The sequence below is a fragment of the Flavobacterium sp. 103 genome, assembly GCF_003096795.1.
In the GTDB taxonomy this organism is placed as follows: Bacteria; Bacteroidota; Bacteroidia; order Flavobacteriales; family Flavobacteriaceae; genus Flavobacterium.
In genome coordinates this window covers 1,804,880-1,821,600 of record NZ_QENX01000001.1, presented here as the reverse complement: position 1 = coordinate 1,821,600, position 16,721 = coordinate 1,804,880, and the positions used below count along the sequence as shown (strand labels likewise).

15 protein-coding genes are annotated in these 16,721 nt (G+C 34.9%); 6 read left to right on the top strand and 9 right to left on the bottom strand.

Going from position 1 to position 16,721, the window contains the following annotated elements:
• Window positions 1–49 precede the first annotated feature (49 nt).
• Window positions 50–952 (bottom strand): PhzF family phenazine biosynthesis protein, encoded by a 903-nt coding sequence (locus tag C8C85_RS07345; protein WP_116798421.1) that lies wholly within the window; start codon window positions 950–952, stop codon window positions 50–52.
• 222 nt (window positions 953–1,174) lie between these two features.
• Between C8C85_RS07345 and C8C85_RS18440 the strand changes: the two genes are divergently transcribed.
• Window positions 1,175–1,345: a hypothetical protein gene (locus C8C85_RS18440; RefSeq protein ID WP_165818105.1), complete on the top strand. Its 171-nt coding sequence runs from the start codon at window positions 1,175–1,177 to the stop codon at window positions 1,343–1,345.
• 69 nt (window positions 1,346–1,414) lie between these two features.
• Window positions 1,415–1,954, top strand: coding sequence for a hypothetical protein (locus C8C85_RS07340; protein WP_116796488.1), 540 nt, complete (start codon window positions 1,415–1,417; stop codon window positions 1,952–1,954).
• A 120-nt stretch (window positions 1,955–2,074) separates the two neighbouring features.
• Here C8C85_RS07340 and C8C85_RS07335 read toward each other — a convergent pair whose 3' ends face one another.
• Window positions 2,075–3,991 (bottom strand): M1 family aminopeptidase, encoded by a 1,917-nt coding sequence (locus C8C85_RS07335; protein ID WP_116796487.1) that lies wholly within the window; start codon window positions 3,989–3,991, stop codon window positions 2,075–2,077.
• Between the two features lie 277 nt (window positions 3,992–4,268).
• Between C8C85_RS07335 and C8C85_RS07330 the strand changes: the two genes are divergently transcribed.
• Window positions 4,269–4,724, top strand: a complete 456-nt coding sequence (locus tag C8C85_RS07330; RefSeq protein ID WP_116796486.1) for a hypothetical protein — start codon at window positions 4,269–4,271, stop codon at window positions 4,722–4,724.
• 72 nt (window positions 4,725–4,796) lie between these two features.
• On the opposite strand, the gene C8C85_RS07325 is transcribed toward C8C85_RS07330, so the two are convergent.
• From C8C85_RS07325 to nhaA, 7 genes are all read right to left on the bottom strand, one after another.
• Window positions 4,797–5,315, bottom strand: coding sequence for an outer membrane beta-barrel protein (locus C8C85_RS07325; RefSeq protein WP_116798420.1), 519 nt, complete (start codon window positions 5,313–5,315; stop codon window positions 4,797–4,799).
• Window positions 5,316–5,554: 239 nt separating this feature from the next.
• Window positions 5,555–7,162: a DUF1501 domain-containing protein gene (locus C8C85_RS07320; protein ID WP_116796485.1), complete on the bottom strand. Its 1,608-nt coding sequence runs from the start codon at window positions 7,160–7,162 to the stop codon at window positions 5,555–5,557.
• A 236-nt stretch (window positions 7,163–7,398) separates the two neighbouring features.
• Complete coding sequence (locus C8C85_RS07315) at window positions 7,399–9,240, bottom strand: DUF1800 family protein (protein WP_116796484.1); 1,842 nt, start codon at window positions 9,238–9,240, stop codon at window positions 7,399–7,401.
• A gap of 154 nt (window positions 9,241–9,394) precedes the next feature.
• Complete coding sequence (locus C8C85_RS07310) at window positions 9,395–10,792, bottom strand: hypothetical protein (protein WP_133243376.1); 1,398 nt, start codon at window positions 10,790–10,792, stop codon at window positions 9,395–9,397.
• Between the two features lie 3 nt (window positions 10,793–10,795).
• Window positions 10,796–12,814, bottom strand: coding sequence for a hypothetical protein (locus C8C85_RS07305; protein ID WP_116796482.1), 2,019 nt, complete (start codon window positions 12,812–12,814; stop codon window positions 10,796–10,798).
• A gap of 8 nt (window positions 12,815–12,822) precedes the next feature.
• Complete coding sequence (locus C8C85_RS07300) at window positions 12,823–13,482, bottom strand: hypothetical protein (protein ID WP_116796481.1); 660 nt, start codon at window positions 13,480–13,482, stop codon at window positions 12,823–12,825.
• Between the two features lie 106 nt (window positions 13,483–13,588).
• Complete coding sequence (nhaA, locus tag C8C85_RS07295; protein ID WP_116796480.1) at window positions 13,589–14,755, bottom strand: Na+/H+ antiporter NhaA; 1,167 nt, start codon at window positions 14,753–14,755, stop codon at window positions 13,589–13,591.
• A gap of 123 nt (window positions 14,756–14,878) precedes the next feature.
• On the opposite strand from nhaA, the gene C8C85_RS07290 reads away from it, so the two are divergent.
• From C8C85_RS07290 to C8C85_RS07280, 3 genes are all read left to right on the top strand, one after another.
• Window positions 14,879–15,829: a 2-hydroxyacid dehydrogenase gene (locus C8C85_RS07290; RefSeq protein ID WP_116796479.1), complete on the top strand. Its 951-nt coding sequence runs from the start codon at window positions 14,879–14,881 to the stop codon at window positions 15,827–15,829.
• 92 nt (window positions 15,830–15,921) lie between these two features.
• Entirely contained in the window at window positions 15,922–16,200 is a 279-nt protein-coding gene (locus C8C85_RS07285; protein ID WP_116796478.1) for a TM2 domain-containing protein, read from the top strand.
• Window positions 16,201–16,380: 180 nt separating this feature from the next.
• Window positions 16,381–16,719: a TM2 domain-containing protein gene (locus C8C85_RS07280; RefSeq protein WP_116796477.1), complete on the top strand. Its 339-nt coding sequence runs from the start codon at window positions 16,381–16,383 to the stop codon at window positions 16,717–16,719.
• Window positions 16,720–16,721: the final 2 nt, after the last annotated feature.

The following is a 16,721-nucleotide window of genomic DNA, read 5'->3' as shown; positions in this document are numbered from 1 at the left end:
TTTATTCGTTAGGATATAAAGAAAGCTGCATTACATAATGCGGCTTTTTTTATATATAAAGTTCACCTCGCATTGTAATAATGGATGAACCTCCAACCAAAATATCATTTTCCCTATTCATGACTTCAATCAGCGAAGGCTGATTTAACTTTACTCCCTGCAGAATTTTGTATTCTTTATTGGGTTGCGTAAACTTCTTTTTTGTCAAAAAACCAATCAACGGTCCTGCAGCTGTTCCTGTTGCAGGGTCTTCATTTATACCGATTAGCGGATTGAAAAATCGGGCTTCGGCTATGTTTTCTTGATCTTGTTTGGAGATTGTAAAACAATAAAATCCTTCAAATCCATATTCTTTTGAAATTTCGATTAAAAGTTTGTTGTCTGGTACACAGTCATTAAGTATTTGACTATTCTTGATTGGTACCATGGTGTGGGCAACCTCAGTTTTAACGATGGTTGGAACAAAGTCACTAACATCCAGATCTTCAATTTTTAAACCAAGTGCCACTGCTATTTTATAAGTTGGTATTTCCTGTTTAATTATAGCGGGTTTTTGATGCATTTGTACAATTGGATATTGCGTAACAGGATCAAAACTTGCTGTTAATTTTATGGGAGAATGCTTCATGATTACAAAACGATCGGTTTCATTTTGTTCATGAAAAATAGGTATTTGTTTTAATAAAGCACCACAAACAGCGCCCAACAAATTGTGTCCCGCTCCCTCTATTTCAATACCTGTAGGTGTAAAGGAACGTACGGTCAATGCTTTGTGCGCTGAGGAATAGTAAACAAAAGAAGTCTCAGAGTAACCAAATTCTTTCGCAATATTCTGATATACCTCTAATTTTAAATTACCGTTTGTAAAAACAACTGACAATGGGTTTCCTTTGTAACTTTTATTCGAAAACACATCCAAAACGTAGTATTCTAATGTAATTCTTTCTTCCATTTTGTGTTTTTTTACTTTTTTTGAACGAATAAAGTTACTACTTGTCAATGAATCAAAGCTATAATATTCCAAATTTTAAGTTTTTCACAACATTTTTCGTTCAAATCTTAAATATATTGCTTTTTTATGCCTTAAAATTCTAGTTTTTTCTTGTGTAGAAGTCATAATTCAATGAACCATTACTTTTTTTTATATTTGTAAACTGATTTAAAATAATAGGTTATGGCAAAAGGACCCGAAAAAAACACCAAAAACAAAGCTTTACATACCAAATTGCTAAATCGAAAGAAGACTAAACTTCAGGAAGAGAAAAAAGCACAGGCATTGCGTTTGAGAGCTTTAGTTGCAAAAATGAATGAGAAGAAGAACAATAACGAGACGGATACCATATAAATCAATTTGTATTTCTTTTCTGTTTTTATTTAACTGAAATTTGCACCAAAGTATTTAAATAGTAAAAACATGGAATTCGGTAGAATAATAGTTTCAGAAACGGCAATGAACAGTGATAATCTTCAAGATGTGATTCACTCCAATATTTCGGTAATCAATTTAATGCGTGAGGAAGGCGTGAATGACGAATTGATTCACGAAGATGCCCTAATGAGTTATTATCTGGACTATTATTATTCCCAGTATGTTGCGGGTAACTTTGCACATTTTGTGCATCATTCCGGTTGGAATGCTGAGTTAAATGAGCTTATTGAAGAAGGTTTGGCATTGATAGGTGCCTACAAACATTTGGAATTATTCCAACAGCAATCCAAAAAAGTAAAACTGATGAGCAGTGTAAAGCTCAATAAATTTCTAAAAGGAAAATTGGAAGGTGTAAATCCAATAAGAGATTTACTTATCAACGACACCTTTTTTGAAATTGAAGAAAATCTGGTTACTTTGAACGCCAATTTTTTGAAATCACACCCTGATTTCGAAGTGCTTTCCGTTGACGATATGTTTGCTTCTTTGGAAGAATTTGTAGGTCACGAGATTAAAAGAGAATAGGATTTTTTCCAAAATAAATAGCTTTTACTTTACCATATAAGAAATATAAGTCCATTTAAGCCTGAATCTTATATGGACTTATATTTCTTATATGGTAAATTTTTTTGTCACAGTGTTTTTCTAATTCTTCACAAATTTCAATTTTTTAGATCCTGCGTCCGTTTGTACACTCATAAAATAAACGCCAGAAGACCAGGAGCTAATATCCCAATTCGTTGCCGAGCGAGTTGTTTTTATTCTTTGGCCAGCCACATTGTAAAAGACAATTTTCTCAACTGTTATTCCGCTTAGTAGGTTAAGAGTAAGGGTGTCGTTTGATTGATTTAGCGATATTTGTGCTGTAGTCAATTCAAATTTTTCTTTACTTAAAGTTGCGGTGTTGCCTTTTGAAATGATGTTTTTTTTCGGGTCAAAAGTGATGCTCGAAATGGTAAAAGGAACATTTTCCGTAAAAGTTTCTCCATTAATGGTGTTGTTCAAAACTAGATCCAATTGTTGGCCGCCAGTTCCAAAAACACGGATAGGCACGGGCATTTCAAAATAGGAAACCGATGCATCTGATTGCGTTTGATTGATAGTAAATTTGGCTTGGCCGCCTCCTAAATTTTGGGCCGTAATATTATAAATAGGATAACCTTGATTATAAATCCAGTCGTTAAAGAATTCCGATAGGCTACTACCATAAACTGCTTCCAAATGCGATTGCAAGTCGGGAGTTTTGGCGTATTTATAGGCTAAATTGACATCTTTCAAATAATTTTTGATTCCCTGAAAAAATAGCGCATCTCCCATTTTGAAACGAAGCATATTCAGAACCATGGCTCCTTTATTATACGTTAATCGGGAGTCAAATATTCGGTTGACATTGTTAAGTTCGGCATCCGTCAAATATACAGCTCCATTAGTTTTGGAAGTAATATTGTTAATCATTTTGGTTTTTTCGGTTACAAAAGATGCTTGACCATCAAAATTTTCGATAACCAAAGCGGCGACATACGTAGCAAATCCTTCATTGAGCCAAATGTCCTTCCAACTGCGACAGGTAATTTTGTCACCAAACCATTGATGTGCCATTTCATGGGCAATTAGATCTCTTTCAAAACTTACCATAAATGAGACCGTAGTGTGTTCCATTCCGCCACCCCAGCCAAATTGGGCATGACCATACTTTTCGTTATGAAAAGGATAAATTTCGAAAAGGCTTTCATACAAATTCAGAATCAATGGAGTTTGATCCAGTTGTGTTTGTACCGAAGCTAATGTTTCGGGATAAATGTAGTTGATTATCGGATATTGGTTGGGTGCGGTACCACCTGTTTGGTTGTAAACGCTGTAATTGGTTACTGCAATAGCAACCAAATAAGCCGGAATAGGATAACCATGATGAAAATGGGTCGTTTTGTAGGGACCACTAATGATTGGTGTTGTGGTTTCTATACCATTTGCAACGCTAATATACTGAGATGGTGCTGTAATATAAACATCGATACTGTCTGCTTTGTCATTCAAATCTTGTTTGCAGGGCCACCAATCGCGAGCACCATAAGGCTCGGACAAAGTGTATAAAACTGGTGAAGCATTATGTGTTGAGGTGGTAAAGGCTTGTTCACCATTTGCGGGAGCGCCAGAATAGGAGATTACAACGGTAGCCGAAGTGCCTAAATTGAGCATGCTTGGTAAAGTAATTACCAATTCGTTGTTGGTGTTTTGTGTAAATGCTAATGCCAATCCATTTTGTGTAACGTTGCTTACCGTCAATTGATTGGTTAAGTCAAAAGTGACTGTCGAAAGATCCGATAATGCAGTAAAAGTCGTAGTTACAATCCCGGAAATGTAATAACTGGCAGGATTTACAGTAAAGCGAAGTTCATGATAGGTAATATCATAGTTTTGAGTGTTGGGATTGACTCTCAAGTTTATTTTCTTAGTAGCCATCTTCTGCTCGAGCATAGCAATATCTTGTGTTTGGCTTTCTTTTTTTTGGGCATAACCCGAAATCATTACAGCCAACAATACTATCAAACACCTTTTTTTCATTTTAAAATTCAATTTGTATATCAAATATAGTTAATGATTTGACTTTAATCTGTCATAGTTTCTGATTTGTTGAGTTTTAAAAAAGCTTTAACCAAAATGTTTTATTACATATGTATATTAAATTTAAAATTTATTTTGCTGTAAATCAATACGATAGTGTTAAATTTAAATAATGTAAATAAAAAAGGAATATCTTTATAGTTAGGAAATTAAAGTTTTTCTTGTTGTTTTTCTTTGCCCTAAATGCAGTTTTATTGTTCAACATAAAAATGGGTGTATGCAAAAAATTACTATTTTAATTAGCGGGTTTTTATTACTTTTTTTGGGAACCGTTATGTTTCCTATTTCGATTCGGGCAAAAGAGAAAAATCTTTCTTCATCGACTGTTTTTAGACACTTGCAAAAGGATTTTCATTCAAAAATTCAGGATAAAAACTTAATCAAAGGGAATTGGCAAAGAGATGATGCAGCGGTTGAATTGCATATCTCAAGACTTTTGGAGAATGGTTCGTTGCAGGTAAACTATTTGAATTCGAAATTTATTTACATTGAAAAAGCGGGCTGGACTAATTCTTCAGACGTTTTGCGGCTATTTGTTATATACAGGCAAGATGATAGTCCCGGTTATAGTTTGTCATTACAGTATCTTGCTGAAAAAGATATACTAATTGGTGCTTATGTTGACGGTTCGGATAGTAAATCTTACAATGTCACTTTCAAAAGAAGCAAGTAAATTCATTTGAAATGCAACAAAAAAAGCCACCTGATTTCTCAGATGGCTTTTCATAATTTGTATTTTGTGACTTTAGATTTTAAAAGTAACTCCAAATTTGGCACCGCTAGTACCTGTGTTTCCACCTAGCTCTAGATTAATACCAAATTTATCGGTAAAGAAATAACGACCACCCACTTGAAGTCCAAGGCCTAAAGAGGTATTGTCTGGGTGTGGATTGTTGTTGTAGTCATCATAGTTCCAAATGTAGTAGGTAAGGCTTGCACCAGCATAGAAATCAAATTTGCTTGGCATATCCAATATTCTATTGAAATGGTAATTTCCATTTGCTCCAATTCCTATTGCTGTAGAATTATACTCATAATTGTTACCACCATAATAGTATGGGTCATTATCCGTTTGAAAGGAGAGTTGACCGCCAAGGGTAAAATCTTTGGCGATTCCATAATCAAGACCAAAATAGACAGGGACTCCCCAGCCCGAAAGGCCTACACCTGCGTTTAATTGTACTCCACCTTCTTCAAGAGGAGCTTGTGCAAATACACCAGAGGATATAAAACCAAAGGCAATTATTAGAATAAATTTTTTCATAAGTTTTGTTTTGTTTTTAAATACAACGTAAAAATAGGATTTTATTATAGTTTTCCTTTTAATTTTGGTCAAAAAAGGAGTTTTTCTGTGAATTTTACAAATGCACTTCTAAATAGGTTTTGTTATATATCTAAAAATTAGTGGTTATGAGTGCTTCAAAATACAATTAGATTATTGTCGAAATTTTAAACTTAAGAATTAATTTTTTTAATAAAACTGATTCGTAAATATAGATGGAGTTACAACACAATCATTTTAGCATTGAATTTGGTCCCATTATAAACCACTTGCACAATATAAGTTCCCGAAGATAACATCTGATTGGTATTGAAACTCAGAATATCGCCATCAACAGCATAAGCATTCCCGAAAATTTTAGATCCCAATAATGTATAAATAGTAACCTCTACTGTTGTATTTATAAAATTATAAAATTGAAGATTGATTTGGCTAGTTGTCACTGGATTTGGAAAAATCCTTACGAAATCGGTATTCGGATAATAAATTGATTTGTCTGTTTTGAAAATGGGTAATTTTTCAAAGGAACCTCCCAAAACTGCATCCGATTGGGCTTCGGTCATACACAACCAATCTTGCATGATGGTAGCGTAAATTTGTCTAAAGTCATGCTGAAGAGGTACCTGGTCATTGACTGTAGCGGTTTGGGGCAAATCTGGAGAAGTTCCAATCATTCCCGAAACAGGGTTTGGTGTTCCTTGGACTGTGCCTCTTCCTGTATTTAAGGCTGCGCCAAAAAAGAGAACAGGTGCAGCAGAGCCATGATCGGTACCTGAGCTGTCATTGCTTTTGATTCTGCGTCCAAATTCGCTAAAGGTCATTCCCGTAACAATATCCGCTTTTCCCATCAATTTCAGATCTTCTTGGAAAGCACCAATAGCTTGTGAAAGTATGCTTAAATTTTCGGCCTGTTTACCCAATGTTCTGTCCGTGTCCAAAACCTGATTCTCATGACTATCGAATGTTTTGGGATGATTTACCACATAAATGGGAGTTTGCAAACCTCCGTTAATGAGTTTGGCAACAATTCTCAGTTGATCGGCCAATCCATTTTTATTGGGATATGTTGGCGATTGTGGTTTGGGAACGTTATATGCTTTTTGAATCGATTCTCTATAGGCATTGCTCTGGTCTTTCATCAACCTCAAAAAAGTCAGCTCGTGACCATAATCGGAGTTGGGTGCAGGATCCGAGGTCTCATTGATTACATTCAATAAATCTTCGGGTTTAGGCACACTATAAGCCATGTTTATTTTTGGTCCCTGCAGTGAAAAAGGCAAGGTAGAACCTATTTGTATTGCCAATGGATCGGGCATATTGGGGTTGGGATAAGCCGTTGGGAAATTGGGATAGATTGTGTCTAGTGCTCTCCCAAGCCAGCCCGATTGGAGTGATTTGTCACTATCCGAAGCGGTAAACCAAATGTCAGTGGCTCTAAAGTGGCTATAACTAGGGTTGGGATAGGAAACACCTTGAACAATCAACATTTTACCGTTATTGTACAACTGCTGCATTTCCTTCATGGCGGGATGTAACCCTGTAGTCTCATTGTAATGCAAAGGCAAAATTTCGGTTTCTTTCATTAAAATATTGGGACGGGCGTTGGTCAATTCACTCCATTTGTCTCGGGCCAAAACGGTATTTAATCCGTCGTTTCCACCATTCATTTGAATTATGACCAATATTTTTCCGCAACCGGCCGCGGCACTAGCCAATAACTGTAAACTTTCGCTCTCGATTTGGGACGAAGCCATAACAGGAATATGATTAAAAACCAATGGTATTGTCGATGCAATAGCGGTTGTCTTTATAAATTTTCTTCTTTCCATTTTTTTATTTAGTTTCTAAGTTCCTAAGCTTCTGAGTTTCTAAGAATCTTAGTATCTATGTGGCAATGTCATTAAGTTAAGAGATTTGAGATTGAAGATTGACTGTTACATCAGAAATCAAAAATCGTTAATCAAAAATCAGCAATCATTTTGTTTTTTTAGTTCCTAAGCTTTTGAGTTTCTAAGTTTTTCTTAGAATCTTAGAAACTCAGCAACTTAGTATCTTTTAAAGAGAGCTACATTAACTGATATTCGGCAAGTTCAACAATCGTCAGTAGTAAACTTCGTATTCTTGTTTTTACGATTGATTCTGTCATCTCGTTGGGATTGCTTTGGTAGGTTTTCCATGCGCCTGTCCAATAACCATCAGAAGCTTGACCGGTTAAAAGCGTTTGTGTTTTAATTGCATTTTTGGCTGTTAAACTCAAATCTATGGGCAATAAATAGTTAATGCATTCGCTAACCAATAGATTTGGGTCTTCGCAAGTTGCTTTTGGAAATTGTTTAACAAAGGCTATAGCATCGACTTCCATTCGGGTTGTTAAACCATTTTTTTCCAAGTCGAAACCATAAAAAAGATATTCGATCAGTCCATAACGTCTTTGAATCGAATTGGAATTGATCCAATATTCATGAAAAGAAGGTTTTTGATAAAAAGCTTGCCAGCCCGCTACATTTGGAATTGATCCCATAGCTTGTTGCATGTCGTACATGGCATAATTGAAAGTATTCCAAAGATTGTATTGTGCTTCATAATTGGAAGCATCAGACACATTATAGTTGAGGTTGAAAGTCCGCATGGTTCCCACAATAACGTCTAATGGCGATTTGATATAAACCCCACGATTGGCCATGTCAAAGAAGTGCTCACTTTTAAACAATTTGTCCAAAACCGGCAGAATATTCCAATTGTTGGCTACAAAATGCTGGGCCAAAGGAACAATTACGTTAGCTTCTATATTGGCATCGATATCATAATAAACAAAGAAACGATACAAACGACGACAAATGTATTCGGACACTACTTTCGATTTGGAGAAAATCATGTCAATAAACAAATCCAATTCTCCGGCGCCAGAGTTGGCAATGGCGTTATTATTAAAAAACGATGAAAATTTTTTGGTGCTTGTGTCGTGTAGTTTGTCAACAAAATTGGTTGCTTCAGCAGTGGTATTCAAATCTTGAACTCTCCACCCTGTAAGCACTTTGGCGGCTTGGATAACATCGGCTTCAGTATATTGGCTGGCTTCTTCTTTTCCCAGAGTGAAAAGTTCCATCACTTCACGGGCAAAATTTTCATCTGGTGCCGACTTGGTATTGGCTTGATTGTTCAAATAAAACATCATTGCCGGTTGGGTAGCCATGTTGCGAATCAAGGATTTGTAATTTCCTGTGGCATTATCGCGAAACATTTTCATGTATTTATAACAAATTCGTGCCGAATTGGTATTGCAAAATTCGTTAGAGGATTGCTTTACAAACTCAAAGTCTATCGGGATAAAATGATACCAAAACAAGGTCATTTTTTCTCGAATAGTGATGTCCTGATTAAAGGCAAGTCCCAAAGACCATGAACTTAAACCCGAAGTTCGGTTGCCATTAGTGTCACCACCTACATCATTGGTTGCAAAAGCATTATTGGTCCAATCTGCTCCATAGGCAAGTCCATTTTCATCCGGTTTTTCATTGTTGTAATGATTTACGGGAGGAGCAGGGGGGGTGTTGTCAACGGTCAATATAAGATTAACCGCTTGGGGCATTGAAAGTCCCAATAAAGTATCTACATCTGATTTTTTGAAACCATAGCCCGTTCTTCTCAATAAGTGCAAAGCTTCAGAAGTCGACCAAGTTCCTGTGTAAGGCGCAAGACCACTTGTGACATTCGTGACTCTTTCGGTTTCTGGACCCGATTTGCCAGTAAGGTCTTTTTTGGGGTTTGTTAGAGAGGAATAACGTCGCCCATTGTATATTTTACGAGAGTATTTTTCGAATAAGGGATCTTTTTCTTGGGCACTTACCAATAATTTTTTAAGTAATTTGGTAAATAAAGCTCTTCTAGTCAGCGTAATGTTTCCCATAAAAGATGATTTCAAATTTTAGTTGTCTTGTTGTAGATGATAAAATACAACGACAAATATATAGAAATCGATATGAGAGGAATAAAAAATACGACAAAACACGTAGTTTTGCGTAAGACGTAAGAAAAAAATGTAATATGTGATTAAAGGCTTTTTAAAATGTTTTGAAAAAAGGGTACTTATTTATAACCATAATCAAGCTTTTTCCATCTCTTGTTTTCAAACTTGCTCTAAAAAGATCAAACTTGTTTTCTTGCGAAAGTTCCACTTCAAAGCTTTCAAATGATTTTAAAAATTCAAAATTTTTATTTTTGGCAATAATGTAAGGCCAATCTTTTGGCTGAAGTTTGTTGAAACGAACCTTTAAATATCCAATTTTAGGAATGGAAGGTTGGAAGTCCGAATTTTTTAATGAATTTGCTTCCAATGTTAAGGCATTATTTCGGATGGAAGTTTTTGTTGTCGCCAAAGGAAAATTCACGAATACATCACGATTGTCAATGGCATTTTGAGTTTTGAGATAATTATATGCTTTTTTAGAATTCTTAGTGAGTATTGAAAAGTAAAAAGAAGGTTCACGAGTAGTATGCACAACCACTTTTTTTATTGGATTAAAATCATCATCATAATCATAACTGATTGCCGAATCTTTCTTTTCTACTATTTCATTTAGCAATAATTCAGTTTTGGTTGGATTGTTAGCAAAAATCGAATCCAGATTAAACCCGATTATTTTGTTGATTTTGTCGGAATTTAGCTTGGTAATGCTTTGATTTCGAATCATCTCAAAATCGAAGCCCAATGATAATAAAGCGTTTGGGTTTTGAAGGAATTGCGTTTCTTTTTTATATTTCGATCTGAATTGTAATTGTCCGTCAATCGTTATTTCTTGGTCTTCCAATTTTAGATTTAGAATTCCATCATTTTCCAGAAAACTGTTTTTTTTGATCCAAAACGTTACTGCATTTTGTGTACTAATCGTTTTTTCTATTTTTTTGGCATCCAAAAAAAGCTTTTTCAAAAATAAATCGTCAGCTACTTTTACCGCAATATTTTTTTGCTTCTCAGAAATATTCGAAACTAGAATTTGATTTGAATACTTAATAAACAGAAGATTAAATGAATTTGAATAATAAGAAGTCATTCCATTTTGAAGTGCGATTTTGCGGAAATGCGATTTGACCATTACTTTTTCAAATGCCGTTTCATTTTCAATTTCGGCGGAAACAAACCACTGGAAAATTGGTTGGTTTTCAATGTGGAAAAAAGCCAAATAATCAGGTGTTTTTATTCCATAATTAGAAAGTTCAAAGCGTTTTCTAAATTCAGTGTCTGTAGAATTCCATTGACAGTCCGAAGGATTTTTTATGCAGGAAAAAATAAAAAAATTTCGGATGTTTTTTATGTCGATCATTGCTATTCCATCAGCATTTTTGGGAATGCAACCTTGATTAAAATTTTTATGATAGCCAAACCAATACAAAAAAGCCATACTCCCAATGGCAATAAGAAGTATGGCGATTTTAGAAAAATAGCGGTTTAGGCTCTTCATGAATTATTCCGTAACGATTGTTTCCTTTTTGCTTTCAGCATATAATTCATTGATGACATCAAAGAAATACTGTAAACTATTAGTGTGTTCCCCTTTGATGGTATAGGATGCATCTGAAACAATAGCACCATTTTTGAATTTGGATTCCATTGTAACTTCGCCTGCATTTTTCAATGCAATGTCATAGTAATTGCTTTTGACATCATTCCCAAATTCCGTTTTGGATGCTGTAATTATTTTTTGAATATCAAACCAAGCAGCAGAATTGTTTTTAGAGATGGATTTTTTGAAATCGGCCTGTAATGGCATTGGAGTTTGTTGAATCAAGTTTTCTATATTTACTTTTGAAGTAGTCAACATAACCGCGCCGTTTTTCATTCCAATGTATAAGTTCTCAAGCAGATTGTCCTTTTCAAAGTGAATGGTGTAATATCCATTGGTCAATTGATAATCGGTAGCTGTAAATTTGCTTTTATTCAAAGGCAGTTGCAGCAATTTGTTGACGAATGATTCATTTCTGGTGTTCATAAGAAATGTAAAGTCAGGCTGTATTTCATCTTTGATGCCTTTGGTTTCTATTTGCTGATAATTTTCATCATAATCGATGTTCACGAAATCTCTCTGTACTTTTTTGAGATCATGAAGCACAAAAATCGCGTTACCAGGAATGAGGTCTGCAATGGCTTTTTCGTCCAAAAATAACGCAACGGCATCAATCAAAACGTCGGCTTCGTTTCCGCTGGCATCTTTAGAGTAGGATTGGTAAACAGAATTCAAAGTGTTTTTTAAAACTTTGTATTCATAGTTCATAATGGCTTGTGTATCCATCGAAATGGAGTAATATCCCAAAACATTGTTGCCTATATAATTCAATAGGTTTTTATCAATTTTCGAATCACATATTTCCTGATATGATTTTTTGGTCTCTTCGCTTTTAGGAGCCATTACTTGATTCAAGCGGATTTTGTCTTTTTCAAAATAGCCATTGAGGTAGTAATTACTGTCTAAGATTCCGTTTTTGTAAATTCCCATCAAAGCAGAATTTCCTCCAGCAAAGCTTGAGTAAAGTTGATTGGTTAATGCATCCAAATCGGCGAAAATATAAAAGTCAGATTTAGGGTTATTGTTTTTAAAAATAACAGAATTTGTTGCTCCCGTTTCTGTTTTGGAATCGAAAGCTTCTTTGAAAATCAAATCGACAACAGGAATGATTTTTAATCTTTCGATAGAATCGGTTTTTCTTAATTCGAGTTCCAATAATTTTCTGTTGGTTTCTTCCAACTCGGCATTGGCTTTTTCTTGTGCAGCATAGATTTCTTCTTCGGTAGGCTCAACAATTTTGGGCTCTTCGGTTACTTTTTTGGATTTCTTTCCTTTCTTGCTTTTTCCTGTTTTTGCTTTTTCCTTCTTTTCAGGATCAGGAGTTGGTTTTATTTCTTCAGTGATGGAGGCTGGTGCAACCGTATCATAGTTAACGGCTAGAGTATCTACCAGAACTCCTGTTGTATCCATACTTGCTAAATCAGAGTATGGTTCTGTTTCAGTGTAACTATTTTTATTGGGTTTGGAAAATGTAGCATTCACCAAAACGGCAAACTTTTCATTCCAAGCCAAATGATGCGTTTTTGAAGTAGCAACGCTATTGTATGTTCCTTGTTTTTTTACTTTGAGACTATCTCCGTATTTGGCTTGAACCAATTTTTCGAACAACGCAGCATTATTTAGCGGAAGCAACACCACATAACTCATCACAGAGTCTTTGTTAATGTAATATTGATACTGTTTATTTGTTAAGTCAATACCTGTTTGACTTAGATCTTTCGGTAAAAATTTTAATTCTTTTTCCAATAACTCCTGCATCCAAGGATATTCCTGAATGGTTTTTATTGCTACTTTTTCGTTAAGGTTTTTTCCGTTAAAGCACAAAGCAAAAGGAGCGTTGTCAGGAACTTTGTTGGCCAAATCCTGAGAATATATTGTTGTGGAAAAACAAATAGCAAGGAATAGGAAATATTTTTTCATGTCTGTATTTAATTGAGTGTGATTGTATTTTCGATTTTTTCGTTTCCGTTAATCACATTTATTACGGAACCGTTAAGTTTGATAGCTTTGTTGCTTTTGGATGTGACCGCATTTTTATTAGAAAAGGACTTGATGGTCGAATCAAATTTGTAAACCGAAGTGTATTTGGCGGTTTGGAATACTTCCTTGTCGGCCTTTTCCAATTTATCGTAAAGGGCTTTTATGGGTATTTTTTGGCTTCGAGTAAACTTTTTGTCATTGAAAGTGAAATAGTCCGTGGCAATCGTCGGACTTATTTTTTTGCTGTTTTTTAGTTTTAAAAAGACTGCATTGAGATTGGTTATTTTTTGAAAATCCAAATCAATCGCAAAAATGTAATTAGTTAAGTCGATATTGGTTTTTACATTGGAAATTCCGGAGGTATTCTGTGCAAGTGCTTCCAGTTTGGCGGCTTCATTTTTGATTTCCTCTTTGGAAGGAATGGTATAGCCGTTGATTTTTTGCATTTTTAAAACCGAATTGATTTTAGTTTTGCTTTGGCTAAAATTAATTACAAAATTAAAATGCCCCGATCCGTCGTCTTTTATTTTCACTTCTTCAATCACTTCAAAGCAACTTTGGAACAAAAAGACAAAACACAATAAGGGTATAAAATAAACTTTTTTCATTGTATGTTTTGTTACAAGGTTTTTTTAAATCATTACCTGTAATCAATGGAGCTACAAAGGAAAGGATAAAATTTCTCTTTGAGATTTATTTAACACGTTTTTTATCCTATTTATTGGGCTTTAATCGATTTTCGGGAGCTTTAAAAGTGAGTTTTAGCCACAAAAAACCAAATGTTCCGGACAGGAAAGAGGCAATTAGAATGGCTATTTTTGAATAAGTTATGACTTCTTCACCATCGTTTTTAAAAGCTAATAAGGTTATGAAAATAGACATCGTAAATCCTATTCCTCCTAGCATTCCAGCGCCTAAAATGTTTTTCCATTTTAGATCTCTGGGCAATTTACTAATGCCTAAACTTACGGCAAGGAAAGAAAATAGCAAAATCCCGAGTGGTTTTCCTATCACAAGACCCAGAATAATTCCGATTGAATTTTCATGACTCAATCCTTCATACCAGCCTGTGTTGATGGAAATACAGGTATTGGCGATAGCAAATAAAGGAAGAATAATAAAAGCGACAGGTTCGTGCAGAAAATGCTGCAGTTTATAGGAAGCAGTATTTTTTCCGCCATCTCCAAACGGAATGACAAAGGCCAATAGCACCCCAGTGATAGTGGCATGTACACCCGAGTTGAGCATAAAATACCACATAAGAACACCTCCAATTAAGTATGGAGCCAAATGATGCACTTTTCGTCGATTCAATATGAATAAAAAGGCTAATATAATAAAAGCGTAGAGTAAGTTGTCAAATGCAATGGTTTGAGTGTAAAATATGGCAATGACCAGAATTGCTCCTAAATCATCAATGACTGCAAGAGCGGTGAGGAATATTTTTAACGAGGATGGAATTCGGTTGCCCAATAAGGATAAGACTCCAATTGCAAAAGCAATGTCGGTTGCCATCGGAATTCCGGCTCCGTTTTGTGTTTGCGTTCCGTAATTCAATACCAGAAAAATTCCGGCAGGGACAATCATCCCACCAAGAGCACCAAAAATGGGAAGAATAGCATTTTTGATATTAGCCAATTCGCCATGATAGATTTCTCGTTCCAGTTCTAAACCAATCAATAGAAAGAAAATCGTCATTAACCCATCATTAATCCAGTGTGTAATGGAATGATGTCCAATTTCAGTGTTCCAAAAAGCGATATATTCCGTTTGAATTAATGAATTAGCCAACAATAAAGAGACTACGGTTACAAAAAGAAGCAATAGACCACTCGCTTTTTCGCTTTGAAAAAATGCAGTAAATGTTTTGGTTAATTTCATCTTTATATATCGCTTTAAAAGTAAATGGCTAATTTAAGCATTGTAGGTTAATTATTCTAGGTTCAAACCATAAACCGTGATTTTTTAGTTAATTTTGAGACTCTAATTTAGCAATCCTTTTATATGGACATCAAAATCCTTCATATTGACAGTAATAATCCCATTCTATGGGAACAATTGGAACAGGCAGGTTTTATTAATCACGCCGATTTCACTTCTTCCAAACAAGAAATCGAAGCCAAAATTCAAGACTACCAAGGAATTGTTATTCGAAGCCGTTTTAAAATTGACAAGCAGTTTCTGGACAAAGCCACCAATTTGCAATTCATTGCTCGAGTAGGAGCTGGATTGGAAAGCATTGATTGTGATTATGCAACCTCCAAGAATATTGCATTGATTGCCGCGCCGGAAGGTAACTGTAATGCGGTTGCCGAACATACTTTGGGAATGATATTGTCCTTGTTCAACAAGTTAAATATTGCTGACAGCGAGATTCGTTCCGGTGAATGGAACAGGGAGAAAAATCGTGGTTACGAACTCGACGGCAAAACAGTTGGAATCATAGGATATGGAAACATGGGAAAAGCGTTTGCCAAAAAACTCCGTGGTTTTGATGTGGAAGTATTGTGCTATGACATCAAGGAAAATGTGGGTGATGCCAATGCCAGACAGGTTTCACTTGAAGAATTACAGAAGAAAACTGATGTGTTGAGTTTGCACATTCCGTGGACTCCTGAAACTGATAAGATGGTAGATTTGAATTTTATTAATGCTTTCGCAAAAGATATTTGGATTATCAATACTTCTAGAGGTAAGAACATCATAACAGCCGATTTGGTTACCGCCATGCAATCCGGAAAAGTTCTTGGGGCAGGATTAGATGTTTTGGAATATGAGAAATTATCTTTTGAAACACTCTTTCAAAACAAAAACACACCAGATGCTTTTCAGTATTTATTGGATGGACGAAAAGTGATATTAACCCCACACATTGCTGGCTGGACCTACGAAAGCCACGAGCGATTGGCACAAGTGATAGTGGACAAAATTAAAGCGTTTTATGGAAAAAGTTAAAGTTGTAAGGTTTTTAATGTCTTAAAAAATAGTATTTTATGATATTTTTTATAAATTAGACAACTATTAATTAACAAATTTAATTTTCAACTATGGAGAATTCAAAACAAGAAAATTGGAATAACCCACAACCAATTCCTCAAGAAAATAAAAAAGTTTTAGCTGGAGTTCTAGCCATCGTATTAGGAGGATTAGGGGTACACAAATTTATTTTAGGATATACACAAGAAGGAATAATTCAGCTCATTTTAGGTGTTGTTACTTGCGGAATTGGAGGTATAATTGGCCTTGTGGAAGGAATTATTTATTTGACTAAAACTGATGAAGAATTTTATCAAACCTATCAGGTCGGTAAGAAAGGCTGGTTTTAAAAAATAAAGAAAGTAAAAATCCTGAAATTTCAGGATTTTTTTATGTCTTATTTAATCTATCAGCAAAAATTAATTTTTTATAACAAGACATTTCTGTTAATATTTATATATTAGCAAAATTATGGAGTATCCGAAAATCCAAAATAGAGTAGGGAAGTAACCAAAAACCAAATTATTATAATGGATTCACAAAAAGTTGACATGTTCATGATGATGAACGCTAAGTATTTTGAAGGGCATCATCTAAATATCATCCGCGAAAAACTAATAACCTTAGACGAAAGTCAATGGCAAAGATTACAGTTAACCCAATTTAAAGACCCCACTACAGCATTGTTAATTTCGATTTTTGCAGGAGCTTATGGAATTGATCGTTTTTACATTGGCGATACAGGAATGGGTGTTGGAAAGTTACTTACTTGTGGAGGTTTTATGATTTGGGCTATTGTGGATTGGTTTTTGATTCAAGGTGCTACAAAAGAAAAAAACACAATTGCGTTTAATAATGCATTCCTTTAAAA